The following is a 24,291-nucleotide window of genomic DNA, read 5'->3' as shown; positions in this document are numbered from 1 at the left end:
AGATCAAAAGATCGCAGCCTCGTTTCACTCGACAGCTCCTACAGGGTTGGGTGTTGAGGCTAGAACAACTTCGTGAACAGCCAGTACAGGCTGCCCGACAGCAAAATCGCCGCCGGCAAGGTCAGCACCCAGGCCATCAGCAGGTTGCGGATGGTCCGCATCTGCAAGCCGCCGCCGTTGGCGACCATGCTCCCGGCCACGCCCGAGGACAACACGTGAGTGGTCGACACCGGCAAGCCGAACATGTCGGCCGCGCCGATGGTCAGCATCGCCACGGTTTCCGCCGAGGCGCCCTGGGCGTAGGTCAGGTGGGTCTTGCCGATCTTCTCGCCGACTGTCACCACGATGCGCTTCCAGCCGACCATGGTGCCCAGCCCGAGCGCAATCGCCACGGCGATCTTCACCCACAGCGGAATGAAGCGCGTCGAACTGTCGATCTGTTGCTTGAACAGTTGCAGCTTGCCGCTGGTGTCGGCGTCGAAGTTGCCGACTTTGTTCTTGTCCATCAAGCGAATGGTTTCGCTGGTCAGGTACATGTCGTTACGCACGTTGCCCACGGCCTCGGCCGGCACTTTGGACAGCGAGCCGTAACCCTTGACCTCTGCGCCGATGCTGCCAGTCAGGGCGGCGAGCGCCGGGACCAGTTGCGGCGTGGCTTCCTTGCTGCGCACGTATTCGGAGAGCACCGGGCGCGGATCGGCCGGGGCCGGCATCGGTGCGCTTTTCACCAGCGCTTGCTGGGTGACTTCGGCGACGGCGGCGAACTGCTGCGCCTGGTCGGCCGGCATGGTGCGGTTTAGCGCATAGGCCATCGGCAACGTGCCGACCAGAATCAACATGATCAAGCCCATGCCTTTCTGGCCGTCGTTGGAACCGTGGGCGAACGAGACGCCGGTGCAGGTCACAATCAACATGCCGCGAATCCACCACGGCGGTGGCGTGTTGCCCACCGGTGCCTTGTACAGCGCACGATTCTTGACGAACGCACGCAAGGCCAGCAGCAACAACGCGGCAAAGCCGAAGCCGACCAGCGGCGACAACAGCAACGCATAACCGATCTTGGTCGCCTGCGCCCAGTCCACGCCGCTGGTGCCGTCGTGGCCGTGCATCAGGGCATTGGCCACGCCGACGCCGATGATCGAACCGATCAAGGTATGCGACGACGAGGCCGGCAAGCCCAGCCACCAGGTGCCGAGGTTCCACAGGATCGCCGCGATCAACAGGGCGAAGATCATCGCGAAACCGGCCGAGGAGCCGACTTGCAGAATCAGCTCCACCGGCAGCAGGGCGATGATGCCGAACGCCACTGCGCCACTCGACAGCAGCACGCCGAGGAAGTTGAAGAACCCGGACCAGGCCACGGCGAAGTTCGGCGGCATCGAGTTGGTGTAAATCACCGTCGCCACAGCGTTGGCGGTGTCGTGGAACCCGTTGACGAACTCAAAGCCCAGGGCGATCAGCAGTGCGACGCCCAACAGCAGAAACGGCGTCCAGGTGGTGACCACCGTGCCGAGTTCGTTCATGTCGTGCATCAGGCTGTAGGCGGTGAACAACAGCCCGCTGGCCAGCACCCCGAAAAACACCACAAGGGTGAACAGGCTGGGTTTTTTATCGAGTTGCGGTTTGGCGCTACTGGCGGGAGCCTGGGTTTCGGCGGTGTAGGAAGGCGTAGCCATGACGGACAATCCTGAGGAGGGAAGGAGTGTTCGTCATGATCGTTGCCAAATGTTACAGAGAGACTGCCCTGGGTCAGGGTTTGGGTTTTTAAGGGCAGAATCAAAAGATCGCAGCCTCGTTTCACTCGACAGCTCCTACAGGGTTACGCATTCCAAATGTAGGAGCTGTCGAGTGAAACGAGGCTGCGATCTTTTGATCCTAATAATCCTGCCGCTTACGAAACGCCCAACGCCCCGCAATCACGGTAAACGTCGCGACCAGCGCCACCAGTATCCAGAACCCCTCCGGATCCCCCGAAAGCGGCACGCCACCCACGTTCATGCCAAAGAAACCGGCAATGATGTTGATCGGCAGTGCCAGCACTGTCACCACGGTCAGGGTGAACAGCGTGCGGTTGCTCTGCTCATTCAGGTTGGCCGCAATCTCTTCCTGCAACAGCTTGATCCGCTCGCCGAGCGCCGTGAGGTCGTTGATAATCAGCGCAAACTCCTCGGTGGACTTGCGCAGTTCCTTCACGTCCTCTTTCTGCAACCATTGCGGCGGCCGATTCAGCAGTCGCAGCAACGACCCCGGCTCCAGCGCCAACAACCGTTGCAGGCGCACCAGCACCCGGCGATTGGCACCGAGCTCGGCACGGTTGGTCGACAGTCGCGAAGACAGCAACTCATCTTCGATCTGATCGACACTGAGGCTGGTCTTGCGCACGATCTGGGTCAGCACTTCGCCCTGATCGCGCAACAGATGCACCAGCAGTTCCAGCGGTGAACGAAAGCACTCGCCGGCCTTCACCGAGGACCGCAACTTGTCCACCGAGTGCAGCGGTTGCAGGCGCGCGCTGATGATCAGCCGACTGCGAGCGCAGACCCACAAGGTCGACACATCCGACGAGACCATGCTGCTGAGGTTGAACACCACATCGTTCACCACCGCCAGCAACGCCGAATCCACATGCTCGATGCGCGTGGATCGCGAACCTTCGTGCAAGGCCTCGAAAAACTCGTCCGGCAATTCCAGATGACTTTTCATCCAGCGCTCGCACGCGGCATGCGCGAGGTTCAGGTGCAGCCACAGAAATTCGTCACTCTCGTCCGGCTGTTGCAGGCATTGCAACGCCTTGGCCGAATCAATCTCCCGACCACGTTCGCCGGGGCGAAAACTGAAACCGTAGAGCAGACCGAAAAGGTCCGGATCGCGATGGCTTTGGTCGATGCTGTGATTCATGAGGGCTCGCAAGGGGGGCAATCGCTCTACGTAGCAGCTGTCGAGCCCCGGCGAGGCTGCGTTCGGCTGCGCAGCAGTCGTGAAATCAGACGATGCGGTGTCCCGGGAAGACCGCGCACTCAGGTTTTACGACTGCTGCGCAGTCGAACGCAGCCTCGCGCTGCTCGGCAGCTGCTACAGGTCAGGGTTACGGCTGGGTTCACTTGAGCCGCATCATCGCAAGGGGATTTGACGTTTTTGTGACGGCTGAATCTTGGGCGAATCCGACATGCAAAAAAGCCGCACGATCCGAAGATCGTGCGGCTTTGTTTTATACGCGTATCAGGTGTCTTGCTTGTCACTCAGGACTTTGCCGGTGGTGGCATCGAAGTCCACGTCGAATTCTTTGCCGTCAGCGGTCTTCAGTTCCACTTCGTACTCGTAGTTGTTGAAGTGGTTGTCCAGATCCGTGTCGGTGATGGTCGCACCCGGGTGCAGTTTCAGAGCCGCCTGGTTCATTTCTTCCAGTGGCTTGATCTTGCCGCTCTTGACCAGCTCAGGGATCTGGTCGACGCGAACGTCAGCCTGAGCCAGGCCAGCAGTGAGGGTCAGGGCAGCAGCGGTGAACAGGGCAGTCAGGGTTTTCATGGGTTCATTCCTTGGGGTGATCTGTTTAAGTGAGTCCAGAGTAACTGTGGCAACTTAATTCACCCTTAATTCCAATGACCGTGTCGTTTGGAAGACTTCGCGGGCAAGCCTCGCTCCTACAGGTTCCGGGTTTGCCACAAAAATGGCAGCATCCAAAAAATCTGTGGGAGCGAGGCATGCCCGCGAAGAAGTCGACGCGGTGTCGTGCCAGCGACCGATCAGTAACCGTTGTTCTGCAGCAATTGCCCAACGGTGCCCGCAGCCGGACGTTTGTAGAATTTCAGCAATTCGCTGGCGCGGTTGGTGAAGACGCCATCGACGCCGGCGTCCATGACTTTCTGGTAATCCACCGCATCGTCGATGGTGTAGACGTGCACCAGCAGACCTTGATCGTGGGTGTACTGGTTCATCCACGGTTTAACCAGGTCCGAATAGCTCTGATCGCCACCCTTGGTCAACGCGGCCGAAGGACCGGTGCCGATCGCACCCTGGGCCTTGGCGTACTCGACCCATTGCTGGAATTCGGCTTTGTCTTTCGGTTCTTGCTTGGCGTAGTAAGTGGCTTTGTCCTTGTCGCCGGATTCGGCAAACGTCACCTTGGACTTCGGCTCGATGCTGCCTTCGCCGACCCACAGCAGCAGGATCTTCGGCACTTGCGGCATTTCCTTCTCAAGCAGTTCGAGGCTGCTCTTCTCGAAGGTTTGCAGCACGACTTTGCCTTTGCCCTGGCCGACCGCCAGATTGCTTTTCGCCAGTTTGGAACCCGCCGGGCTAAGCCAGCCGCGATCCTGCAATTTGTCCTTGAGGTCACTTTCGATACCGGGGAATTGCTTCGGCTCTTTGGTTTCGATGTACAGGCCGGGCTTGTGCAGCGGATTGCCCTGGGCGATGTCGATGATTTCGTCGAGGGTCAGAATCTTCAGGCCGACGAAGGACGGACGCGCGCGATCCGGGTATGCGGTGTTGAACCAGCTGCCGGCATCCAGGGTTTTCAGTTCGGCGATGGTGAAGGCGTTGGCCGGGCTGTCCTTGCGATCAGGGAATTTGGTGGCGACGTCGGTGGTGCGTTGCAGGTTGTTGTCGTGCAGGGCGAACAGCACGCCGTCCTTGCTGCGTTGCAGGTCCATTTCCAGGTAGTCGGCGCCCAGGTCGCGGGCCAGTTTGTAGGCGGCGGCGGTGGATTCCGGTGCATCGAAGGATGCGCCACGGTGGGCGATCACGGCCGGATGCGGGATGCCCAAACGGGACGCCAGAGCAGTCGGGCTGGGCTCGTTGGCGGCCTGTGCCTGGCCGAGGCCAAGCAGCATGCTCAGCAGCAGGGCGCTTTTGGTGAAGGTAACAGGCATGGTCGAGGTCCTTTCGCGTTGAGTTTTCAAAGACGTTCCTTTTAACAACTGAGCGCCCCGAGCGCTATCGCCAGACCGACATAAACGTGTTTAAAGCAGATTTTTTCAGCGCTTTTGTGCAGTTCTTTGCAGTACTCTCGGCCCAGGCGTTTCCCCGGCAGAGGGAAATCCGACTCCCCAGCCTTGCGTGTAAACCATCGATCACCGGTCGTTAACGACCTTTTTGTGAGGTTTATATGCGCATCACTTCCGAGCTTATCTGCCAGGCCGCCGACCAACTCAAAGGCTTCGTCGGCCTCAATCGCAAGACCGGCCACTACATTGTGCGTTTCAGCGAAGACTCGTTTGGCATGGACGTGGCTGATGACGGGATTATTCCCACGAGTGAATTTGTCTGGGCGCCGGGGCCGGAGCAGGCGATGACGCTCAAGCGTGAGTTGATTCAGTTGTTGCTGGATCAAAATATCGATGACCGGATCAATGTGACCGAGCCGTTGCGGGTTTATATGAATCGGCGGGAAGTGCCGGAGATATCGGCGGTGCGGAGTCTTGTTCAGGGCTGAGGTTTTTGCAGTGTTTTTGCTGGCCTCTTCGCGAGCAAGCCCGCTCCCACATTGGATTTGTGAACGACACATATCCAATGTGGGAGCGGGCTTGCTCGCGAAGGCGGCCTAAAAATCACCACAGCAACTCACTGCTTGAACGCATACGCCCGCTCAACCTTGCACACCCGCGTATGACACGCCGAATACCACGTCGACCGCCCCCGCTCGCGAATCTTACTGTGCTCAGGATGATGCTTCCAAGCCAGAATCGCCGCCTCGCTGGCCCAGTAAGACACCGTAATCCCCAACCCATCCTCGCCCCGAGCCGATTCCACCCCGAGAAACCCCGGTTGCTCACGGGCCAGTTCCACCATGCGCTCGGCAGCCTCGGCGTAACCTTGGTCACCGTCGGTACGCAGGGACGTAAAAATCACCGCGTAGTAGGGCGTTGCTGGTGTCTGGGCGCTCATGATTTTGGCCTCGCGCAGGCTGCGGCGAAGGCGTGGACAAGCGGCGGTAGCGTGCCCTTGAGTGCGGCGCGTTCAGGTTGGAACAGTGTGGCGACGAAGAATGGATGGCCTTTGAGCTCCACCGCCCGCAAGTCGCCGGTTGAATCATGGCCAACGGCGCACAGCTGTTGGGTCAATAACTCACGCTCAAACGCCGGATTCACGCCGTAGCGGCAGCGATATCCTTCGACAATCTCGGCGCTTTCGTACGCCTTGGCGATCAACGAGCCTTCAAGCAGGTGAATGCTGTCCGTTGCTTCCACCAATGAACAGGCCAGCGGCGTGAGTAACGCTCGCGCTGCATCAGGGTGTGTTTCACCGTGTTCGGCATCTTCCCAATCCAACACGTTTCGAGCGAATTCCAGTACCGCGTGTTGAAAACCGCCGCAGGTGCCGAGGAACGGTCGCTGCTGTTCACGGGCAAAACGGATCGCCCGCAACGCGCCGTCCATGTCGCGGTAAGGGCTGGCGGGCACGCACCAGAAACCGTCGAAGTGTTGTAAAGGAGTGGCGGCGTTGATGTCATCAGTGGCCAGCCACTGAAATTGCACATCCAGCTTCAGCTGTTCGGCCGCCATGCCGAGGGCAATGGGAATGGCTTGATGGGCGGTGACCTGTGGGTCGTAGTCACCGATCAGGGCGATGCGGATTGCGGTGGTTTCCATGAGTAATCTCGACGCTTGTTGATTCCTGGTACCCACTATAGATTGGCGTTCACGCATTCAATATTGGCGTTATCCCAAGTGATCAATGCAGCAACGCACTATCGGCTCGACTACCCAGACTTGGCGCTGATCCTCGCCTTGGTGCGCGGCGGCTCTCTGGCCCGGGCCTCGGCGTTGTTGAAGGTCGACGTCTCGACGGTGTTTCGCGCCGTTCGCCGACTGGAAGCCGCGCTGGGCCAGCAATTGTTCGAAAAAAGCCGCGCCGGTTATTTGCCGACCACGCTTGCCCAGACTTTGGCCGAGCAAGCCGAGCGGGCAGAACAAGCGCTCGAAGCGGCGCGCATTGGCGTGGAGCAGGGCGGTGAAGTCGTCAGCGGCACTGTGCGGCTGACGTGTACGGATTCTGTTCTGCAAGGGTTGCTGCTGCCGGCGCTGGCGCAGTTCATGCCGTCCTACCCGGCGCTGACTCTCGAATTGAGCACTTCCAACGACTTTGCCAACCTCAGCCGTCGCGATGCCGACATCGCCTTGCGCCTCACTCGCACACCGCCGGAACACTTGGTCGGTCGACGTCTGGCGGATATTTCCTATCGGGTCTGCGCCAGCGCGGCGTACCTGAAATCGGTCAATACCGAAGACTTGGCCTCTCTGACCTGGATCGCGCCGGATGACTTTCTTCCCGACCATCCAACGGTTGCGTGGCGGCGCCAGCAGTTGCCCGGCGTGACGCCCGGTTATCGCTGCAACAGCATGTTGTCGGTCACCGAATTGGTGCGGGCCGGGCTGGGCGTTGCGGCGTTGCCGGACTTTTTGATCGGCGATTCACTGCAACCGCTGACCGGCCCTTTGCACGGCTACGACACCGCGCTCTGGTTGCTCACTCGCCCGGACTGTCGAGCGTTGCGCTCGGTGGTGACGTTGTTCGATGAGCTGGGCCGAGCATTGAAATTGCCCTGAAGCAGCTCAGGCTTTCGGCGGCTCTTTGCGCACGAAGTGCTGATGCATTTCCGACGTCAGGCTTTCGATGCGTTCAGTCAGGGCCTTGGTCATTTCCGTCAGCCGAGTGTTCTGCTCGAGCAGCTCCAGCAGTTGCGCGGTGTTCTGCGCCGCTTGGGCCTGGCGTTCGCTATTGGCCACGGCGATGGATTCGCGGTGCAGGGCGTCGGCATCGGACTGGGCTTTGTCCCGCGCTGCCTGACGGGTCTGGGCCAGCAGAATCAGGGGCGCGGCATACGCCGCCTGCAGGCTGAAGGCCAGGTTGAGCAGAATGAACGGATAAACGTCGAACTGGGTCACGCCAGAGACGTTTAGGCATATCCAGACCGCTACGATCAGCGTCTGGGCACCCAAGAAGGTCGGCGTGCCGAAGAACCGCGCAAAGGCCTCGGCGCGCAGGGCGAACTTGTCGTTGCCGAACGTCGGCGCCAAGTGAGCGTGGGGGCGGTGAAAGCGCAGGTGATCGACGGGAGCGGTAGGTTTGGTTTCGTGGGTCGGGGTGGTCATGATGCTCTCTGCATGGCGCTGGGACTGACGCTCACTATAGCCCCCGAGCCAGTTTCATTCTGAAACACATTGCCGTGTTTTATTCAGAGTGGCCCGCGATCGATCAATCGGCAGAGCGTGTCATTTTTTGCAGCTCGATTCAGCGCTGATAACAGGCCAGGAACATGTCCAGCGCCGACTCCACCACAGTGCTTTGCATTTCGGCTGACAACGCCGGAAGCCCCATGGAAATCTGCGGCCAGAACGCAAAGGATTTGAGCATTCCCTGGATCTGTTGCGCGGCAAATTCGGGGTCGACCGGTTTCAACCGACCGTCCGCCTGGGAAGCGCGGATCCACACGGTCAGGCCTTCCTCACGCTCGCCCATGCGGGCCACCATGTTCTGCGCGCGCTCGGGAGAGTGAATGGTGGCGGCAATCGCCACCCGCGCCAGATCAAGAAAATTGTCATCGCCCAGCATCTGCATTTTTGCCTGCAACATCAGGCGCATTTGATCGCGCAGCGGCAGGTCAGGGCGGTAGGGCGTTTCCTGTTCGGCCGTCACCCGCGCCCACAGTTGATTGAGGATTTCGGCGAACAATTCTTCCTTGCTGGGGAAGTGGTTGTACACCGTGCGCTTCGACACGCCAGCGGTGGCGGCGATCTTGTCCATGCTGGTGATGTCGAAACCGTTGGCACGGAATTCGGCAATCGCTGCCTGGATGATGGCTTCGCGTTTTCGGTCGGTGAGGCGCTGTGGAGCTGTCATAAGTACGCTTCGGCAGGAAGATAAAGAGAATTACACTCAGCAGTTTACTTGTGATCGGGTTTGATGCAACCTTGAAACTACACTGTGCAGTGTAATGTTTTGTTAATCCTGCACAGGGAAAAATAGAATCTCCGGCTGATGCGTGCGTGCTTTGGCCCTTAATCGTCCCACCGTGAAATTCCGCTCTGTGCGGTTTTTCAGGAGTTACTCAGACATGGCCAACTCAATTTCCCCTACGGACAACACCTCCACACCTGAAGCGTCCCGTCAGGCAGAAGGGCATTTCCGCAATCATGCGCCTGTGCAACGTGAAGGCTTTCGCAAAATGGTGCGCATCATGTGGAACATGATCTTCCACAAGCCGCGCAACACCCGCCCGACAGCGCCCGTGCCGGTGCAAGCCCTGACCCAGGCCGCGCTGATCGCTGCCCCCAACCACAGCGTTTATCGCCTCGGTCACTCCACCGTCCTGCTGAAACTGCGGGACAAATTCTGGATCACCGACCCGGTCTTCGCCGAACGCGCCTCACCGGTGCAGTGGGCCGGTCCCAAGCGCTTCCACCAGCCGCCAATCAGCCTCGAAGAATTGCCGCCGATTGAAGCGGTGATTCTGTCGCACGACCACTACGACCACCTCGATTACCAAGCCGTGCTCAAACTGGCGGACAAGGCCAAGTACTTCCTGACGCCACTGGGCGTGGGCGACACCCTGATCAAGTGGGGCGTCGATGCCAGCAAAGTGCGCCAACTCGATTGGTGGCAGGGTACGGAAGTCGATGGCATGCAATTCATCGCCACCCCGTCGCAGCACTTTTCCGGTCGCGGCCTGTTCGATGGCAACAGCACGCTCTGGGCTTCGTGGGTAATGATCGACGGCGACACGCGCATCTTCTTCAGCGGCGACAGCGGTTATTTCGATGGCTTCAAACGCATCGGCGAACAGCACGGCCCGTTCGACCTGACCCTCATGGAAACCGGCGCCTACAACGTCGAGTGGCCACACGTTCACATGCAGCCAGAAGAAACCCTGCAAGCGCACATCGACCTCAAAGGCCGCTGGTTACTGCCGATTCACAACGGCACTTTTGATTTGTCGATGCACGCCTGGTTCGAGCCCTTCGACCGGATCCTCGCATTGGCCTGGGAACGTAATGTGTCGATCACCACCCCGCAAATGGGCGAGGCGTTCAACGTCATGTATCCGCAGCGAGGAGACACCTGGTGGTCCGGACTGGAAGATGAAAGCGATCAGGTCGCCACTCAGAACGCTTGATCCTCTACCGTCGGGCCGCTCGCCATGGAGCGGCCCACGATCTTCGCCACCGTCAGGTCGCGAACGTTCCCATCGAGAATTTCATCCAGCTCACCCGCTGACAGCCCCAGCCTTTGCGCCGCTTCCGCCTTGCCCAACTGCCCGGTGTCGAGCAGCATGCCGATCTTCATGAGGTATTCGGCCTTGGCCCTCATCTGCCCCGCATCGGCAGCACCCAAAGAGGGATTACCGCGCCTGTCGCATTCATTGATTCCATTCATCTGCTGACACCTCACTCAACCATTGCGTAGTCCGCCCGACCCACCGGATCCGGCGTCGACCCTCTCACATTCATCCCTCGACCCGGCGCAAACCCCGGGAAGAACACCAAACCCTCAGATTCAAACCGATACGCCAACGCCAGCCGGGTGACATCCAGCACATCGCGCTCGGCCTCGAATCGCGTAATGGCGTCCACAGAGACCCCGGATTCCTCCGAGAGCTCTTCCACACTCCAACCCAGCATCGCTCGGGCCTGGGCACAGTGGGCCGGGGTGAATTGGAAAAGGGCGATACGTTCCAGGGTGATTTTCATCGCAAGAGAGGCCATGGTGTTCTCCGGGCTCGAGAGTGCTAATCCAAAAAGTACTGTTGTTTTGTACAGTTGTTTTGCGCCCGGATCAAACTCATTTTTTGGTTTTTGCTATGTCGCTCCCTCCATCCAGACGGACGGTAGGGAGGCGATCACCCATCGATTTCGAGGTTGGTGTTGAGTGGATTTTTCGCAAGAATAGGGTCCTGAACCTTTTGAGATTTTTTAGGAGGCTGCCTGTGTCGATTCTTGAAAGCGACTGGAAGAAGTTCAAGGAACTGCGCAAGATTGCGCTCGATCGTTTCTGCCAAGGGGTTCTCGCCGATGCCAAGGCGATCACCCAGCACGGCGCGCTCTCGGCCCATGCACGATATGGAATGCTCTACGGTTTGATCCATGATCGAAACAAGGACATGGCCCGAGCGTTTGACCATAACAGCCAATCCCGTTCCAGTGCTCTCACCGCTTTGAGGTTGTTTGTCATGCATGATTTGCTTACCGACGCAGAGTTATCGGTTCTCAGCAAAGATGCGCTGGATTACATCTCGGATGTAGTGCGCCAACCTTATGAGCTTGAATGGGTCGACGAAATAGTGCGACAGGACTGAGACCCGTACAGACTATTCAAGGACCAAGGATGCTGATCTTCAACTGCACCGAAGCGGCCAGCAACTTCTTCAGCCGCGTGAACAAAGGTAAAAAAATCACACCTTTGGAAAAACCGCCATCACCCGTTATCGAGGACGATGAGCCCGTCGAATCCGCTGAACAGTGGCTGGTCCACGCCATCACCGTCCAACGCAAACACGTGGTGTTCGTCATCCATGTGCAAACACGTTATTGCATGATTTTCGCGGACGCGAAAAAAGCGGATATCGAAGGTTTTGTTAACCGGTTTGCCGAGCGTTGGATAAACGGCCTGATGCGCGATGCTGGGCATCACGACATCCTTCGCTGGATCGATGACGAGCCGATGATCGAGCGTTTCCTGAAGAGTTGCGGGGAGTACGTGTTTTACAAACGCGGTCATCGTGGTGCGCAAAAACACCTCAATGAAATCGCCTGGGTGTTTGAAGACTGTGCCGCCGAATGGGGTACGTTGCCGTCGGACGAGTTCTCGGCTGCGCGCTTCGATGGCGATATGAACGACACGCTGAGAGGTAGTAAAGGGCACAAGGACTGTTACTTCCCTGATGAGGAAATGATCGTTCATTGGTTGCGCCGTTATGGCGGCTTGGATGAGTCTGCGGTTCAGGCAGCCCGAGAGCGGCGCCAGGAAGTGAGGCGTGAGATACGGGAGTTCGAAAGGCAGCTTAATCTCGAAGCGCAATGAGCTGTAGTGATAACGCCGTCGCCCGGTCTTCTAACCCTTGAGCCCCGGCGCCTCCCGAATAATAAAGTGATCCAGGTTCTCGATATTCGCACTGAACACCCCAAACGTCTGCTCGGGGTTTTTCTTGCTCGGCACCTGCTTCAACTCCGGCGTCACGCCATAAAAGAAGCAATACAACTGCGCCTCACTGTCGATGACATGCTTGATCTCTTCCAGAAACGCTTTGCGCTTGCGGTAGTTCTCGATCAACTTCTTGCTCAGATAAACGTTGACTGAATACGGCTTCTTCTTCGCCTCGTCCGCCTGCTTGAACCAGACCTTCTGCTCGAAGTCGATGCGAAAGCTCTGGGTGTAATCCTTGATCTCCTTGATCTTGCCCCAGTAAATCAGCCCCTTGTTGTCCGTCAGGTATTCGATCTTCTTGAAGAACGACCCATAAGGCGCCGTGTGCTCGCCAATCTTCAGTGGCATGCGCTTGAGCAGCTCCTTGTCCTCGAAGTTCGACACAAAACACTCCACCGGATGGGCGAAGACACTGGTCTTGTCCGGTGCCGATTCACGGCTCGGGTGTTCTGTGTTGCTAGCCGCATTGGTTGGCTTCGGATCGTCCCGCGCTACATCCGCCGCCACCGCAGGGTTCGACGGCTTACGCACATACTCACGCCGAGTCAGCAACAACTCCGACGGGAAATGCTCCTCACGGCTGTCATCCGTTTCCGCACCGTCCGCATCCACTCCAGACGCCGACGCTTTGAGACTGGCATAAGGACAATCCGCCGCATGCCGGGTGCTGGGCGTGTTCTTGAAGTGTGGCGTGCGAACGTAATTCACGTTCTTGGCGTTGAACGTCGTCAGCACATTTGCCGCATCGAAGGCCGAGCGGCATGCGTCATTGGGGCATTGGAAGTGTTCTTTGGCGGAATCGAACTCCATGGTTTCGTCGAAATTCAAATCGCGCACGTCATAGATCGACAGCTTGTCGTCGAGGCTGAGGCAGTAGGCGAGGTCGAATTTCATTGGTGTCGGGCTCTTCAATGGGTTCGCTTTTATAGTCGTTAAGCTCTCGTGCTGCATGGTTTTTTATGTAATTCGACCTACTTATCTGTGCGGCTTTACCAGTGATAGCAATGTGGTTACCGTTGTAGGATAAGTTTCCTGCGGTTGTGCGCTGTTTCCTACGTTGAGTTTCGGTTCCTACGAGCCGTAGTGACTGAGGCCGAGGCACAACCCGGCAATGCCCATTTTGCTCATGTAGCAAGGATAGCGACTCGATGACCTCGCCCGCACTTAACCAAATCTTGTTTGGCCCGCCTGGAACCGGTAAGACGTACGCGACTATCGAGGCTGCGCTGGAAATTCTTGCTCCTGACTTTCTTCATGCCAACAAAGACGATCGGGCAGCGTTGAAGAGGCGCTTTGATGAACTCGCGGCAGATGGGTACGTAGAGTTCGTCACGTTTCATCAAAGCTTCAGCTACGAGGACTTTGTCGAAGGTCTGCGTGCGGAAAGCAGAGAGGATGGGCAGCTGCACTATGCCGTCGTGGATGGCGTATTCAAAAGACTGTGTATCCCTGCCATAGCCAAGGTAAAGAGCCCAAGTGTTCTATTTCAAAAGGGGGAGTCATTTGGCTCGGGATACATCGTCACGAGTGCATCCATTGAGTTGCTAAGCTTGGTTAAACCCAATGGTAAAGAGCTACCGATTGGGATGAGTATTCTTAGCGCGCTCGCTGAGTACGTGCGCGCTGGGCGGTTAACCGTCGCAGATATTCGCAACAAGCTAGTTTTTGACAAAGTGTCAGAAACTAAGCTTGAACCGTATCTCATCAATGGCTACAACAATATTTTGCCGGTTTTGGTCCAGCGCATTTTGGATGCCTCATCCGAAGGCTCAGAGGTCAAGGATGCAACTCAATCCAGCAGCGCAATCGTACTCATCATCGATGAAATAAATCGCGGCAATATCTCTCGGATCTTCGGTGAGCTGATTACGCTCATCGAGCCGTCCAAGCGCGCGGGAGCTGATGAGGCGTTGAAGGTGACGCTGCCGTATTCGAAGGATCATTTCAGCATACCGAATAATGTATATCTCATTGGCACCATGAACACTGCGGATCGTTCATTGGCAGGCCTAGATATCGCACTGCGTCGCCGTTTTACTTTCCGTGAAATGCCGCCTAAACCGGAACTGTTGAGTGACATCAGCGTGGAGGGGCTCAACCTTGCCCAACTCTTGATAGCGATGAATCAACGGATCGAGATGCTGTTAGACCGAGATCATTGCTTAGGGCATGCGTATTTCATGCCGCTAGAAGGTGAGCCAACGCTGAAGCGATTGGGGCAAATCTTTCGCGAGCAAGTGATCCCATTACTGCAAGAGTATTTTTTCGAAGATTGGCAGCGAATTCAGTGGGTCCTTAACGATCATCGCAAGGCTCCTGAAAACTGCTTTATCAAACAGCCACCGTTCAATCCGGGATCATTGTTCGGTGATCAAGTGGTGCTCAGTAACCAAAATAACCAATGGCTTATCAACGAAGACGCCTTCGAACGGATTGAGTCTTTTTGCGGCGTCGTTGATCACGAAGCGATCTCGTTGAACGCTATCGAAGCTGAGAAAGGCGTGACGGTGTGAAACCCGTCATCACGGTCCGCGAGTACGCGAGGCTGACGACAGATAAAATCACTGAGCCGACGTTGGATCTTGCTCAGGTATCGGTTTCTGCCTTTGACTGGCTATGCAAACTCAACGCTTCTTTCAGTAATGCTGGAGCTGCGCTGGTTCAACTTGAGAACCGCCGTTTACTGAAGCTCGACAATTATGTCGGCGTACTGGAAACACCCTGCGGTACGCGTCTTGAAATTCTTCCCAAGCATTTTGAGCAAGAAGACTGTATCAAGCAGAGCAGAGCATTGTTGCGGCGCATGATCCAAGCTTCTCTAAATTTACCTACCCGAGAAGCCGGCGCAGCGGATCTACAAAACTTCGATGCGCCGTTGGGCGAATGGGTCATGGGCCGATTCTTGCTGGCTCTGGATCATTTGATTAAGCGAGGTCTACGCTTTGACTACCAACGCGTAGAGGAGGAGCAGCGATTCCTGCGTGGTCAATTGGATGTGGTTAAGCAGATGCGCCAACCCCCTGGTCGTCAGCACCATTTTCAGATTCGACACGACATCTATCTGCCCGACCGACCAGAAAATCGGTTGCTCAAATTAGCGTTAGATCAAGTCTGCAAAACGACTAATGATGCCGGTAATTGGCGACTGGCTCATGAGCTAAGAAGTGTCTTGTTAGAGGTGCCAACAAGCCGTGACGTGCAACAGGATTTTAAACAATGGAGCAACGAGCGACTGATGGCGCACTACGTTCCGGTTAAACCCTGGTGCGAACTGATCCTCAAGCAACTGATGCCTTTGGCGGTTGCTGGAGATTGGCATGGCATGAGCTTGTTATTCCCGATGGAACGGCTGTTTGAGCGCTATGTAGCTGCGAGTCTTGGCAAGGATTTGCAGGGCGATGCCCAACTGCAAACTCAGTCCCATAGTGAGTATTTGTGTCAGCACAAAGGTAAAAATTTCTTCCAGCTACGGCCGGACCTGATGGTTCACCATCAACAAAAGAGTTGGGTGCTGGACACAAAATGGAAGCGGTTGAGTTCATCTGCTGAAGATAAAAGCTACGGTTTGAAGCAGTCCGATTTTTATCAGTTATTTGCTTATGGCCACAAATACCTCGCGGGCGAGGGGGGGTTGGTTCTGATTTACCCCAGGCGATCTGAATTTGACGCGCCGTTGCAGGTATTCGAGTTCGCTCCGAAGCTCGCACTTTGGGTACTGCCGTTTGATATGGAGCGTGGCGTATTGTTAGGGGTTCCTGAAGGGTTCCCGCTTCACTCTCAGCAACAGCAATCGGCGTGACACTCAACGTTCCCAATCAAACGGGCGCAGAAAGCTGCACCCATCTTTTACGGCTTTCTAAAATTGAAATAGCCGTGAAGCTTTCCTCCACCAGGAGGTTTGCTGTTGGGTCGGCAGGATGCAAGGCATGTCCCGCATCCTAATCCATGGTTCATTCTGCCAATGCAGCAAACTCAGTTGCATCTGTGGCCAATCCAAAACGCTCAAGGTCGGCCGCTCAGCTGCCGCTGATAGTCTTGCGTCACGCAGTGCAGCTACAACCTGATGCGTCAGCCATTCGCGTAGTGAGCGATATTCAGGGCAATAGTGATAAACCAATAATGCATACACCCCCGATTCGCTGAGCATCAGTCGTTCCTCTGCTACTCCGTGAGCGTGCACCAACAACATCCGTCGCTGATCAGTATCGAGTTTTCGGGACATTCGCTCATCCAAATACTTGCCCATCAGCCGCCCTATATCACGCGCGCAAAACCAGGCTTGGTTTTCGAAGAGTAGGGCGTGGAGATGAATGTCGTGACGAGTGAATAGGGTGGATGCGCGAGGCTCCCACTCGTCGTTCATTGGTGTGGGTAAACTTCTGGATGCGAGTTGAGTAGACATAATCCGTGACCTCTACGTATTAAGGGGGCAGGGCTAGACCCAACGTAGAGTGGACTTAAGAAATCCCAACGAGCAAAGCCATTACACATCGAAACGAAAAATCACCTAAAGGTGATTGCGGATCTGAGTGATTGGCCAAGCTTTCTACGTTGGGCGTTTCTTAGGCACCTGCGATAGAGCTTATAGGTGCTAGTGGCAGGCTTCAATTCAGAAGCGGCTGTAAGTGCTGTAGGAGGTTTAGCGTTGTAGCGTAGGGACAGAAAAGGACTTCCCATCGCCCATAAAAAAGCCCCGATCAGATCGGGGCTTTTAATTTTCGACTTGTCGATTCAGGCAGCAATCGTCAAATCGTGGTGTGCGAGACTATTAGTCCCAGCTCAACGCACCACCAGTCTGATACTCAATAACCCGAGTCTCAAAGAAATTCTTCTCTTTCTTCAAGTCCATAATCTCGCTCATCCAAGGGAACGGATTCGTAGTCCCCGGATACTCTTCCTTCAACCCAATCTGCGAAAGACGACGGTTAGCGATGAACTTCAGATAGTCCTCCATCATCGCCGCGTTCATGCCCAACACACCGCGAGGCATGGTGTCACGCGCATATTCGATCTCGAGCTGAGTGCCTTGCAGAATCATCTGCGAAGCCTCTTCCTTCATCTCAGCATCCCACAAGTGCGGGTTTTCGATTTTGATCTGGTTGATCACGTCGATGCCGAAGTTCAGGTGCATGGATTCGTCGCGCAGGATGTACTGGAACTGCTCGGCGACGCCGGTCATTTTGTTGCGGCGGCCCATGGAGAGGATCTGGGTGAAGCCGCAGTAGAAGAAGATGCCTTCCAGGACGCAGTAGTAGGCGATCAGGTTGCGCAGCAACTCTTTGTCGGTTTCGACGGTGCCGGTTTCGAACTTCGGATCGGAGATCGAACGGGTGTATTTGAGGCCCCAGGTGGCTTTTTTCGCGACCGATGGGATCTCGTGGTACATGTTGAAGATCTCGCCTTCATCCATGGCCAACGATTCGATGCAGTACTGGTAGGCGTGGGTGTGGATCGCTTCCTCGAAAGCCTGGCGCAGGATGTACTGGCGGCATTCCGGGTTGGTGATCAGGCGGTACACGGCCAGGACCAGGTTGTTGGCAACCAGGGAGTCGGCGGTGGAGAAGAAGCCGAGGTTGCGCATTACGATGCGGCGCTCGTCGTCGGTCAGGCCTTCCGGGTCTTTCCAGAGGGCGATGTCGGCGGTCATGTTGACTTCTTGCGGCATCCAGTGGTTTGCGCAGCCGTCCAGGTATTTCTGCCAGGCCCAGTCGTACTTGAAAGGTACGAGTTGGTTGAGGTCGGCGCGGCAGTTGATCATGCGCTTTTCGTCGACGGCGACACGGGCGGAGGCGCCTTCGAGTTCGGCGAGGCCTTCGGCGATGTCGAGGTTGTCCAGGGCTGCTTTGGCACGGGCGATAGCGGCAGAGTCGGTCGCGGTAACGGCGCGAGCTTCTTGAGCGGCGACACCACCAGCGGTGTCGAGTCGGTCCATGTTGGCTTCAGTCGCGTGGCCGGCGTTTGCGCCTTTTACCACGGTCTCGCCGCTGTCTTCTTTGTCGAATTCGTCCCAGCTCAGCATGACGTGTCGTCTCCTGCGTGAGGGCCAGATGCCCGTGTGAAAACTGATTGGTTGGTTTTTCACACGACCGTACTGGCCGCGTTGGATAGCGTTTTTTGCAGCGGTACACGCAGGCAAATAAACATAATTTTGTACGGGGTTCCGAGAGCCTCTGATGGGCGCAGAAATCGGTGAAGACTTCGGCGTGGGCTTCAGACTGGCTTTTCGTCCCTGTAAGGGAATATTGCAGGCCCGTTTAAGGCGGCATTATAGGGAAATTTTTGCCGGCGTGGTGCGGCGAATCGGCTCATGGAGGGGCCGGAAGGGACAGTTTTTGGAGCAAACCGAGGTATTACAGGGCTTTGACCGCTGTAGATTTTTTTTTGTGATTTTTGACGCTGAATCGAATTTGTTCAAAAAACAGCCAAAAACCGCGTTTTTCACTACATCTTGTGTTTTGCAAGGAGTTTCACCGCTTCAAAACACAACTGAGCCCGACCGAAGCCGGGCTGGAATCGACCGTTAGCGATCAGCTGACAGGGTCCGATTCGGTGCAGTCTGGATCAGCCGTTGGTGCAACCGTTACCCATGATGCTGTAGCGCAGGATGTGGCGTTGACCTTGGGAGTCGTCGTATTCCATTTTCACCGGAACAACTTCGCACACATTGGGGACTTCACTCATGGAGATAACTTTGGCGACGTCCAGGTGAGTCGAGTAAGTGTATTCCTCGATGGCTGGTTTCTGCTGTGCGACATCAGTCGGGACCTCGTCTGCCATGGCGGTTGCGCACAGGCTGGAGAGGGCCAGAACTAATAAAGCTTTCATTTCAGATTTACCTTTTAGAGGTCGAATGGGGTCACGCAACCTTTTTGGGGTTGCGTGTGGAGCTTGATTAAAAGTTTTGGATTAACGGCCTTCGTGGGGGCTGTAACTTGGTTAATCACGTTGCCTTGTTGGCGAGGCGGATTTTAGGCGCGGGGGGTGCATTCATATAGGTGGGGTTTTGATAAACACCTTTGACAGATCCTGTAACAATCCTCGAATAAGGTTGTGTTAACCGGTCGATTGCGATTTTGGTGATGTGGTTTTTCAGGTGGGCCGCGTTATCGTTTTTCGCGGGCAAGCCTCGCTCCTACAGGGGGTGCGGTGTTTTGGGGAGGTGTGTTTCGGGCTTATCACGGTAATTTGTAGGGGCTTGTTACTACCATCGTCGAATGGTTCTATAGGCCCGGCCCGGCTACAACTGGGGGCATACAAAAACAACTATTCCACCGAGGTAAGAAAGATGAGTGCGGCTTCTCTGTATCCCGTTCGTCCCGAGGTTCTGGCCAATACGTTGACTGACGAGGCAACCTACAAAGCCATGTACCAGCAGTCCGTCGTCAACCCGGACGGCTTCTGGCGCGAGCAAGCCAAGCGCCTCGACTGGATCAAGCCTTTCACCACGGTGAAGCAAACCTCCTTCGACGATCACCATGTCGACATCAAATGGTTCGCCGACGGCACCCTCAACGTTTCCTACAACTGCCTCGACCGTCATCTGGCCGAGCGCGGCGATCAAGTCGCGATCATTTGGGAAGGGGATGACCCGGCCGAAAGCCGCAACATCACCTACCGCGAGCTGCATGAACAAGTCTGCAAATTCGCCAACGCCTTGCGCGGCCAGGATGTGCACCGCGGCGACGTGGTGACTATCTATATGCCGATGATCCCCGAAGCCGTGGTCGCCATGCTGGCCTGCACCCGGATCGGCGCGATTCACTCGGTGGTGTTCGGTGGTTTCTCGCCGGAAGCCCTGGCCGGTCGCATCATCGACTGCAAATCCAAAGTGGTGATCACTGCGGACGAAGGCGTTCGTGCCGGCAAGAAGATCCCGCTCAAGACCAACGTCGACGACGCGCTGACCAACCCGGAAACCAGCAGCATCCAGAAAGTCATCGTGTGCAAGCGCACCGGTGGCAACATCAAGTGGAACCAGCATCGCGACATCTGGTACGAAGACCTGATGAAAGTGGCGGGCAGTGTTTGCGCGCCGAAAGAAATGGGCGCTGAAGAAGCGCTGTTCATCCTTTACACCTCCGGTTCCACCGGCAAGCCTAAAGGCGTGCAGCACACCACCGGCGGTTACCTGCTGTACGCCGCCATGACCCACGAGCGCGTGTTCGACTACCGCCCGGGCGAAGTCTACTGGTGCACCGCCGACGTCGGCTGGGTCACCGGCCACACTTACATCGTCTACGGCCCACTGGCCAACGGCGCGACCACCGTGCTGTTCGAAGGCGTGCCGAACTACCCGGACATCACCCGTGTGGCGAAGATCGTCGACAAGCACAAGGTCAACATCCTCTACACCGCACCGACCGCGATCCGCGCGATGATGGCGTCGGGCAAAGCCGCTGTTGAAGGCGCCGATGGCAGCAGCCTGCGTCTGTTGGGTTCGGTCGGTGAGCCGATCAACCCGGAAGCGTGGGACTGGTACTACAAGAACGTCGGCCAGTCCCGCTGCCCGATCGTCGATACCTGGTGGCAGACCGAAACGGGCGGCAACATGATGAGCCCGTTGCCAGGCGCTCATGGCCTCAAGCCGGGTTCGGCGGCACGTCCGTTCTTCGGCGTGGTGCCGGCGCTGGTGGACAACCTGGGCAACATCATCGAAGGCGTGGCCGAGGGTAACCTGGTGATTCTCGATTCGTGGCCAGGTCAGGCGCGCACGCTGTACGGCGACCATGACCGTTTCGTCGATACCTACTTCAAGACTTTCCGTGGCATGTACTTCACCGGCGACGGCGCCCGTCGCGACGAAGACGGCTACTACTGGATCACCGGGCGTGTGGACGACGTGCTCAACGTCTCCGGCCACCGCATGGGCACCGCGGAGATCGAAAGCGCGATGGTTGCTCACCCGAAAGTCGCCGAGGCTGCCGTGGTCGGCGTGCCGCACGACATCAAGGGGCAGGGCATTTATGTCTACGTCACGTTGATCGGTGGCGAAGAGCCGAGCGAGCAACTGCGTCTGGAACTGAAAAACTGGGTGCGCAAGGAGATCGGTCCGATCGCTTCGCCGGACGTGATTCAGTGGGCACCAGGGCTGCCGAAAACCCGTTCGGGCAAGATCATGCGCCGGATTCTGCGCAAGATTGCGACGGCGGAATACGATGGGTTGGGGGATATCTCCACCCTGGCGGATCCGGGTGTGGTGCAGCATTTGATTGATGAACACAAGGTCATGAACGTCGCTTAACCTGCCGTTCCTGAGTCATCGAAGCCCTGCCAGGTGTTGAGCCTGGTGGGGCTTTTTGTTGGGAGATCAAAAGATCGCAGCCTCGTTTTACTCGACAGTTCCTACAGGGACGATGCGATCGGTGTAGGAGCTGTCGAGTAAAACGAGGCTGCGATCTTTTGACGTTGATCTCCAACCAATATTTATCGGCTCACCCGTAAGCCCCTTCCCACTGTTACCCGCGCCCATTCAAGTAACTGAATGTGTAACCCCGCGCACGAAGGCGGGGCATTGGGAAACGCAACGCCCCACCCCCGGGCCTCTCCAGCCCCCATAAAAAATAAGACATAACGCTGCGCTTGCCGGATTAGAAGGGTTTGCCAATAATAGGCCCGCAATTTGCAGCAGTGATCGGTTCACTGTCTTTTGCTCTTGCATGAATTTGCAGGGCTGTCAACGCGCTCAAACGGCTTTCTCGGTGCTTCTGTAATTAGTTGTCGCATTGAAGAAATATCGGCTTCGGGCCTGTCGTTAGAATGCCGATCACTCGCTCGTTGTGGCTCGCGTTGAAAAAAGCGCGCGATTCCTACAACGCAGCAGCGCTTTCCGGTTCCACTCACTCGCATATTGGGCTGTCGCTCACTCTGCCGTTTTAGCCCTTTACCGATGGAGTCCCAAGATGAAGAAACTCGTGCTGCTTGGCGCCCTGGCACTGTCCGTGCTGTCCCTGCCGACTTTCGCTGATGAAAAACCTCTGAAAATCGGTATCGAAGCGGCTTACCCTCCGTTCGCTTCCAAAGCACCGGACGGCAGCATCGTTGGTTTCGACTACGACATCGGCAACGCCCTGTGCGAAGAGATGAAGGTCAAGTGCGTGTGGGTCGAGCAAGAGTTCGACGGCCTGATCCCGGCGCTTAAAGTGCGCAAGATCGACGCGATCCTGTCGTCCATGTCGATCACTGAAGACCGCAAGAAATCCGTGGACTTCACCAACAAGTACTACAACACCCCGGCGCGCCTGGTCATGAAGGCCGGCACTCAAGTCAGCGAAGGCCTGACTGAGCTGAAGGGCAAGAACATCGGCGTACAACGTGGTTCGATCCACGAGCGTTTCGCCCGCGAAGTCCTGGCCCCGCTGGGTGCCGAGATCAAGCCTTACGGTTCGCAGAACGAAATCTACCTCGACGTGGCTGCTGGCCGCCTCGACGGCACCGTGGCAGACGCTACGCTGCTGGATGACGGTTTCCTGAAAACCGACGCCGGCAAAGGTTTCGCCTTCGTTGGCCCGGCCTTCACCGACGTCAAATACTTCGGCGACGGCGTGGGTATCGCTGTTCGCAAGGGCGACGCGCTGAAAGACAAGATCAACACCGCGATCGCGGCCATTCGCGAGAACGGCAAGTACAAGCAAATCCAGGACAAATACTTCGCCTTCGATATCTACGGCAAGTAATACTTCCCGGCGACAAGTCCGAAATGGCGCAAGCAACAGGATCACTGAGGTTTGCGCCATTTTTTCATCCCAACATTCGAGGACCTGAATCATGTTGAAAGGCTACGGGGCTGTCATCCTCGATGGCGCATGGCTGACGCTTCAGCTCGCCTTGTCCTCCATGGTCCTGGCCATCTTTCTGGGTCTGATCGGCGTTGCATTGCGTCTGTCGCCGGTTCGCTGGCTGGCCTGGCTGGGCGACCTGTATTCCACGGTGATCCGCGGTATTCCCGACCTGGTACTGATCCTGCTGATTTTCTACGGCGGTCAGGACCTGCTCAACCGCGTGGCGCCGATGCTCGGCTTTGACGACTACATCGACCTGAACCCACTGGCCGCCGGTATCGGCACCCTGGGCTTCATCTTCGGTGCGTACCTGTCGGAAACCTTCCGCGGCGCCTTCATGGCGATCCCCAAAGGTCAGGCCGAAGCCGGCATGGCGTACGGCATGAGCAGTTTTCAGGTGTTTTTCCGGGTGTTGGTGCCGCAGATGATTCGCCTGGCGATTCCGGGCTTCACCAACAACTGGCTGGTACTGACCAAGGCCACCGCGCTGATTTCGGTGGTGGGTCTGCAAGACATGATGTTCAAGGCCAAGCAGGCGGCAGATGCCACCCGCGAGCCTTTCACCTTCTTCCTCGCAGTGGCGGCGATGTACCTGGTGATCACCAGTGTCTCGTTGCTGGCATTGCGTCACCTTGAGAAGCGCTACTCGGTAGGCGTAAGGGCGGCTGATCTATGATCTTCGACTACAACGTCATTTGGGAGGCCCTGCCGCTGTACTTCGGCGGCTTGGTGACCACCCTCAAATTGCTCGCGCTGTCGCTGTTTTTCGGCCTGCTGTGCGCCTTGCCGCTGGGCTTGATGCGCGTCTCCAAGAACGCCGTCGTCAACATGACCGCCTGGCTCTACACCTACGTGATCCGCGGCACGCCGATGCTGGTGCAGCTGTTCTTGATCTACTACGGTCTGGCGCAATTCGAAGCCGTGCGTGAAAGCTTCTTGTGGCCGTGGCTGTCCAGCGCGACGTTCTGTGCGTGCCTGGCCTTCGCGATCAACACCAGCGCCTACACCGCTGAAATCATCGCCGGCAGCCTGCGCGCCACGCCGAACGGTGAGATCGAAGCGGCCAAGGCCATGGGCATGTCGCGCTACAAAATGTACAAGCGCATTCTGTTGCCGTCGGCCTTGCGCCGGGCGCTGCCGCAGTACAGCAACGAAGTGATCATGATGCTGCAGACCACCAGTCTGGCGTCCATCGTGACCCTGATCGACATCACTGGCGCCGCGCGCACGGTCAACGCTCAGTTCTACTTGCCGTTCGAAGCGTACATCACCGCTGGTGTGTTCTACCTGTGCCTGACCTTCATCCTGGTGAAGCTGTTCAAACTGGCCGAGCGCCGCTGGCTGGGCTATCTGGCCCCGCGGAAGCACTGAT

At 56.9% G+C, this 24,291-nt stretch carries 26 protein-coding genes; 12 read left to right on the top strand and 14 right to left on the bottom strand.

All coding sequences use genetic code 11. From position 1 onward, the window contains the following. Window positions 1-59: 59 nt before the first annotated feature. From ACA049_RS23350 to ACA049_RS23335, 4 genes are all read right to left on the bottom strand, one after another. Window positions 60-1,676 carry an inorganic phosphate transporter gene (locus ACA049_RS23350; RefSeq protein ID WP_497330173.1) on the bottom strand — a complete coding sequence of 539 codons (1,617 nt, stop codon included), beginning with the start codon at window positions 1,674-1,676 and terminating at the stop codon, window positions 60-62. Window positions 1,677-1,875: 199 nt separating this feature from the next. Next, complete coding sequence (locus ACA049_RS23345) at window positions 1,876-2,898, bottom strand: transporter (RefSeq protein WP_461976044.1); 1,023 nt, start codon at window positions 2,896-2,898, stop codon at window positions 1,876-1,878. 321 nt (window positions 2,899-3,219) lie between these two features. After that, the gene (locus ACA049_RS23340; RefSeq protein WP_010457288.1) at window positions 3,220-3,525 is read right to left on the bottom strand and encodes a PepSY domain-containing protein; all 306 of its coding nucleotides are present in this window, start codon (window positions 3,523-3,525) and stop codon (window positions 3,220-3,222) included. A 218-nt stretch (window positions 3,526-3,743) separates the two neighbouring features. After that, window positions 3,744-4,871 carry a glycerophosphodiester phosphodiesterase gene (locus tag ACA049_RS23335; protein ID WP_497330171.1) on the bottom strand — a complete coding sequence of 376 codons (1,128 nt, stop codon included), beginning with the start codon at window positions 4,869-4,871 and terminating at the stop codon, window positions 3,744-3,746. A gap of 236 nt (window positions 4,872-5,107) precedes the next feature. Here ACA049_RS23335 and ACA049_RS23330 point away from each other — a divergent pair, with 236 nt between their 5' ends. Continuing rightward, window positions 5,108-5,434, top strand: a complete 327-nt coding sequence (locus ACA049_RS23330) for a DUF2025 family protein (RefSeq protein WP_497330169.1) — start codon at window positions 5,108-5,110, stop codon at window positions 5,432-5,434. Window positions 5,435-5,562: 128 nt separating this feature from the next. Here the strand turns inward: ACA049_RS23330 and ACA049_RS23325 are convergent, their stop codons facing one another. Beyond that, window positions 5,563-5,886 (bottom strand): antibiotic biosynthesis monooxygenase family protein, encoded by a 324-nt coding sequence (locus ACA049_RS23325; RefSeq protein WP_497330167.1) that lies wholly within the window; start codon window positions 5,884-5,886, stop codon window positions 5,563-5,565. Continuing rightward, window positions 5,883-6,590, bottom strand: a complete 708-nt coding sequence (locus ACA049_RS23320) for a CTP synthase C-terminal region-related (seleno)protein (RefSeq protein ID WP_497330165.1) — start codon at window positions 6,588-6,590, stop codon at window positions 5,883-5,885. Before ACA049_RS23320 ends, ACA049_RS23325 begins: the two co-directional genes overlap by 4 nt. A gap of 15 nt (window positions 6,591-6,605) precedes the next feature. Here ACA049_RS23320 and ACA049_RS23315 point away from each other — a divergent pair, with 15 nt between their 5' ends. Then, entirely contained in the window at window positions 6,606-7,547 is a 942-nt protein-coding gene (locus tag ACA049_RS23315; RefSeq protein ID WP_497330163.1) for a LysR family transcriptional regulator, read from the top strand. 6 nt (window positions 7,548-7,553) lie between these two features. On the opposite strand, the gene ACA049_RS23310 is transcribed toward ACA049_RS23315, so the two are convergent. Both ACA049_RS23310 and ACA049_RS23305 read right to left on the bottom strand, forming a co-directional pair. After that, window positions 7,554-8,093: a DUF1003 domain-containing protein gene (locus tag ACA049_RS23310; RefSeq protein WP_497330161.1), complete on the bottom strand. Its 540-nt coding sequence runs from the start codon at window positions 8,091-8,093 to the stop codon at window positions 7,554-7,556. A 139-nt stretch (window positions 8,094-8,232) separates the two neighbouring features. Then, window positions 8,233-8,841: a TetR/AcrR family transcriptional regulator gene (locus tag ACA049_RS23305; RefSeq protein ID WP_497330159.1), complete on the bottom strand. Its 609-nt coding sequence runs from the start codon at window positions 8,839-8,841 to the stop codon at window positions 8,233-8,235. A 214-nt stretch (window positions 8,842-9,055) separates the two neighbouring features. Between ACA049_RS23305 and ACA049_RS23300 the strand changes: the two genes are divergently transcribed. After that, a complete protein-coding gene (locus tag ACA049_RS23300) occupies window positions 9,056-10,114 on the top strand; it encodes an MBL fold metallo-hydrolase (RefSeq protein WP_497330157.1) in 1,059 nt (352 codons plus the stop codon). On the opposite strand, the gene ACA049_RS23295 is transcribed toward ACA049_RS23300, so the two are convergent. Both ACA049_RS23295 and ACA049_RS23290 read right to left on the bottom strand, forming a co-directional pair. After that, window positions 10,102-10,374 (bottom strand): XRE family transcriptional regulator, encoded by a 273-nt coding sequence (locus ACA049_RS23295; RefSeq protein WP_497330155.1) that lies wholly within the window; start codon window positions 10,372-10,374, stop codon window positions 10,102-10,104. The genes ACA049_RS23300 and ACA049_RS23295 overlap by 13 nt on opposite strands. 11 nt (window positions 10,375-10,385) lie before the next feature. Beyond that, entirely contained in the window at window positions 10,386-10,703 is a 318-nt protein-coding gene (locus tag ACA049_RS23290; RefSeq protein ID WP_497330153.1) for a helix-turn-helix domain-containing protein, read from the bottom strand. 221 nt (window positions 10,704-10,924) lie between these two features. Here ACA049_RS23290 and ACA049_RS23285 point away from each other — a divergent pair, with 221 nt between their 5' ends. Next, entirely contained in the window at window positions 10,925-11,293 is a 369-nt protein-coding gene (locus ACA049_RS23285; protein ID WP_497330151.1) for a hypothetical protein, read from the top strand. 29 nt (window positions 11,294-11,322) lie between these two features. Continuing rightward, window positions 11,323-12,018: a DUF6933 domain-containing protein gene (locus tag ACA049_RS23280; protein ID WP_497330149.1), complete on the top strand. Its 696-nt coding sequence runs from the start codon at window positions 11,323-11,325 to the stop codon at window positions 12,016-12,018. 30 nt (window positions 12,019-12,048) lie between these two features. Here ACA049_RS23280 and ACA049_RS23275 read toward each other — a convergent pair whose 3' ends face one another. Beyond that, window positions 12,049-13,035: a hypothetical protein gene (locus ACA049_RS23275; RefSeq protein WP_497330147.1), complete on the bottom strand. Its 987-nt coding sequence runs from the start codon at window positions 13,033-13,035 to the stop codon at window positions 12,049-12,051. Window positions 13,036-13,289: 254 nt separating this feature from the next. Here ACA049_RS23275 and ACA049_RS23270 point away from each other — a divergent pair, with 254 nt between their 5' ends. Both ACA049_RS23270 and ACA049_RS23265 read left to right on the top strand, forming a co-directional pair. Further along, complete coding sequence (locus tag ACA049_RS23270) at window positions 13,290-14,654, top strand: McrB family protein (protein WP_497330145.1); 1,365 nt, start codon at window positions 13,290-13,292, stop codon at window positions 14,652-14,654. Further along, window positions 14,651-15,940 carry an McrC family protein gene (locus ACA049_RS23265; protein ID WP_497330143.1) on the top strand — a complete coding sequence of 430 codons (1,290 nt, stop codon included), beginning with the start codon at window positions 14,651-14,653 and terminating at the stop codon, window positions 15,938-15,940. Before ACA049_RS23270 ends, ACA049_RS23265 begins: the two co-directional genes overlap by 4 nt. 57 nt (window positions 15,941-15,997) lie before the next feature. Here ACA049_RS23265 and ACA049_RS23260 read toward each other — a convergent pair whose 3' ends face one another. After that, window positions 15,998-16,504 carry a BRO-N domain-containing protein gene (locus tag ACA049_RS23260; protein ID WP_497336954.1) on the bottom strand — a complete coding sequence of 169 codons (507 nt, stop codon included), beginning with the start codon at window positions 16,502-16,504 and terminating at the stop codon, window positions 15,998-16,000. Between the two features lie 405 nt (window positions 16,505-16,909). Beyond that, window positions 16,910-18,160, bottom strand: a complete 1,251-nt coding sequence (locus ACA049_RS23255) for a ribonucleotide-diphosphate reductase subunit beta (protein WP_084322765.1) — start codon at window positions 18,158-18,160, stop codon at window positions 16,910-16,912. Between the two features lie 154 nt (window positions 18,161-18,314). Between ACA049_RS23255 and ACA049_RS23250 the strand changes: the two genes are divergently transcribed. Continuing rightward, window positions 18,315-18,665: a hypothetical protein gene (locus ACA049_RS23250; protein WP_497330141.1), complete on the top strand. Its 351-nt coding sequence runs from the start codon at window positions 18,315-18,317 to the stop codon at window positions 18,663-18,665. A gap of 37 nt (window positions 18,666-18,702) precedes the next feature. Here the strand turns inward: ACA049_RS23250 and ACA049_RS23245 are convergent, their stop codons facing one another. Then, entirely contained in the window at window positions 18,703-18,966 is a 264-nt protein-coding gene (locus ACA049_RS23245) for a DUF2790 domain-containing protein (protein WP_094471096.1), read from the bottom strand. A gap of 460 nt (window positions 18,967-19,426) precedes the next feature. Here ACA049_RS23245 and acs point away from each other — a divergent pair, with 460 nt between their 5' ends. The 4 genes from acs to ACA049_RS23225 all read left to right on the top strand — a co-directional run bounded on the left by acs (window position 19,427) and on the right by ACA049_RS23225 (window position 24,290). Then, a complete protein-coding gene (acs, locus tag ACA049_RS23240; RefSeq protein WP_497330139.1) occupies window positions 19,427-21,382 on the top strand; it encodes an acetate--CoA ligase in 1,956 nt (651 codons plus the stop codon). A 658-nt stretch (window positions 21,383-22,040) separates the two neighbouring features. Beyond that, window positions 22,041-22,814 (top strand): ABC transporter substrate-binding protein, encoded by a 774-nt coding sequence (locus ACA049_RS23235; protein WP_219097190.1) that lies wholly within the window; start codon window positions 22,041-22,043, stop codon window positions 22,812-22,814. A gap of 91 nt (window positions 22,815-22,905) precedes the next feature. Beyond that, window positions 22,906-23,595 carry an ABC transporter permease gene (locus ACA049_RS23230; RefSeq protein WP_010457254.1) on the top strand — a complete coding sequence of 230 codons (690 nt, stop codon included), beginning with the start codon at window positions 22,906-22,908 and terminating at the stop codon, window positions 23,593-23,595. Further along, window positions 23,592-24,290 (top strand): ABC transporter permease, encoded by a 699-nt coding sequence (locus ACA049_RS23225; RefSeq protein WP_438661118.1) that lies wholly within the window; start codon window positions 23,592-23,594, stop codon window positions 24,288-24,290. The genes ACA049_RS23230 and ACA049_RS23225 overlap by 4 nt, the downstream gene beginning before the upstream one ends. Window position 24,291: the final 1 nt, after the last annotated feature.

It is taken from the genome of Pseudomonas sp. LBUM1662 (assembly GCF_059695915.1).
The sequence above is the reverse complement of the archived record's forward strand: the minus strand, read 5'-3'. Positions and strand labels throughout refer to the sequence as shown.

Coding starts and splice junctions, on each gene's coding strand:
- ACA049_RS23245 (WP_094471096.1), bottom strand. CDS start 18,966: ATGAAAGCTTTATTAGTTCTGGCCCTCTCCAGCCTGTGCGCAACCGCC.
- ACA049_RS23280 (WP_497330149.1), top strand. CDS start 11,323: ATGCTGATCTTCAACTGCACCGAAGCGGCCAGCAACTTCTTCAGCCGC.
- ACA049_RS23235 (WP_219097190.1), top strand. CDS start 22,041: ATGAAGAAACTCGTGCTGCTTGGCGCCCTGGCACTGTCCGTGCTGTCC.
- ACA049_RS23260 (WP_497336954.1), bottom strand. CDS start 16,504: ATGAACGACGAGTGGGAGCCTCGCGCATCCACCCTATTCACTCGTCAC.
- ACA049_RS23300 (WP_497330157.1), top strand. CDS start 9,056: ATGGCCAACTCAATTTCCCCTACGGACAACACCTCCACACCTGAAGCG.
- ACA049_RS23320 (WP_497330165.1), bottom strand. CDS start 6,590: ATGGAAACCACCGCAATCCGCATCGCCCTGATCGGTGACTACGACCCA.
- ACA049_RS23325 (WP_497330167.1), bottom strand. CDS start 5,886: ATGAGCGCCCAGACACCAGCAACGCCCTACTACGCGGTGATTTTTACG.
- ACA049_RS23225 (WP_438661118.1), top strand. CDS start 23,592: ATGATCTTCGACTACAACGTCATTTGGGAGGCCCTGCCGCTGTACTTC.
- ACA049_RS23290 (WP_497330153.1), bottom strand. CDS start 10,703: ATGGCCTCTCTTGCGATGAAAATCACCCTGGAACGTATCGCCCTTTTC.
- ACA049_RS23310 (WP_497330161.1), bottom strand. CDS start 8,093: ATGACCACCCCGACCCACGAAACCAAACCTACCGCTCCCGTCGATCAC.
- ACA049_RS23305 (WP_497330159.1), bottom strand. CDS start 8,841: ATGACAGCTCCACAGCGCCTCACCGACCGAAAACGCGAAGCCATCATC.
- ACA049_RS23255 (WP_084322765.1), bottom strand. CDS start 18,160: ATGCTGAGCTGGGACGAATTCGACAAAGAAGACAGCGGCGAGACCGTG.
- ACA049_RS23330 (WP_497330169.1), top strand. CDS start 5,108: ATGCGCATCACTTCCGAGCTTATCTGCCAGGCCGCCGACCAACTCAAA.
- acs (WP_497330139.1), top strand. CDS start 19,427: ATGAGTGCGGCTTCTCTGTATCCCGTTCGTCCCGAGGTTCTGGCCAAT.
- ACA049_RS23230 (WP_010457254.1), top strand. CDS start 22,906: ATGTTGAAAGGCTACGGGGCTGTCATCCTCGATGGCGCATGGCTGACG.
- ACA049_RS23350 (WP_497330173.1), bottom strand. CDS start 1,676: ATGGCTACGCCTTCCTACACCGCCGAAACCCAGGCTCCCGCCAGTAGC.
- ACA049_RS23345 (WP_461976044.1), bottom strand. CDS start 2,898: ATGAATCACAGCATCGACCAAAGCCATCGCGATCCGGACCTTTTCGGT.
- ACA049_RS23335 (WP_497330171.1), bottom strand. CDS start 4,871: ATGCCTGTTACCTTCACCAAAAGCGCCCTGCTGCTGAGCATGCTGCTT.
- ACA049_RS23295 (WP_497330155.1), bottom strand. CDS start 10,374: ATGAATGGAATCAATGAATGCGACAGGCGCGGTAATCCCTCTTTGGGT.
- ACA049_RS23340 (WP_010457288.1), bottom strand. CDS start 3,525: ATGAAAACCCTGACTGCCCTGTTCACCGCTGCTGCCCTGACCCTCACT.
- ACA049_RS23275 (WP_497330147.1), bottom strand. CDS start 13,035: ATGAAATTCGACCTCGCCTACTGCCTCAGCCTCGACGACAAGCTGTCG.
- ACA049_RS23250 (WP_497330141.1), top strand. CDS start 18,315: ATGGGCGCAGAAATCGGTGAAGACTTCGGCGTGGGCTTCAGACTGGCT.
- ACA049_RS23270 (WP_497330145.1), top strand. CDS start 13,290: ATGACCTCGCCCGCACTTAACCAAATCTTGTTTGGCCCGCCTGGAACC.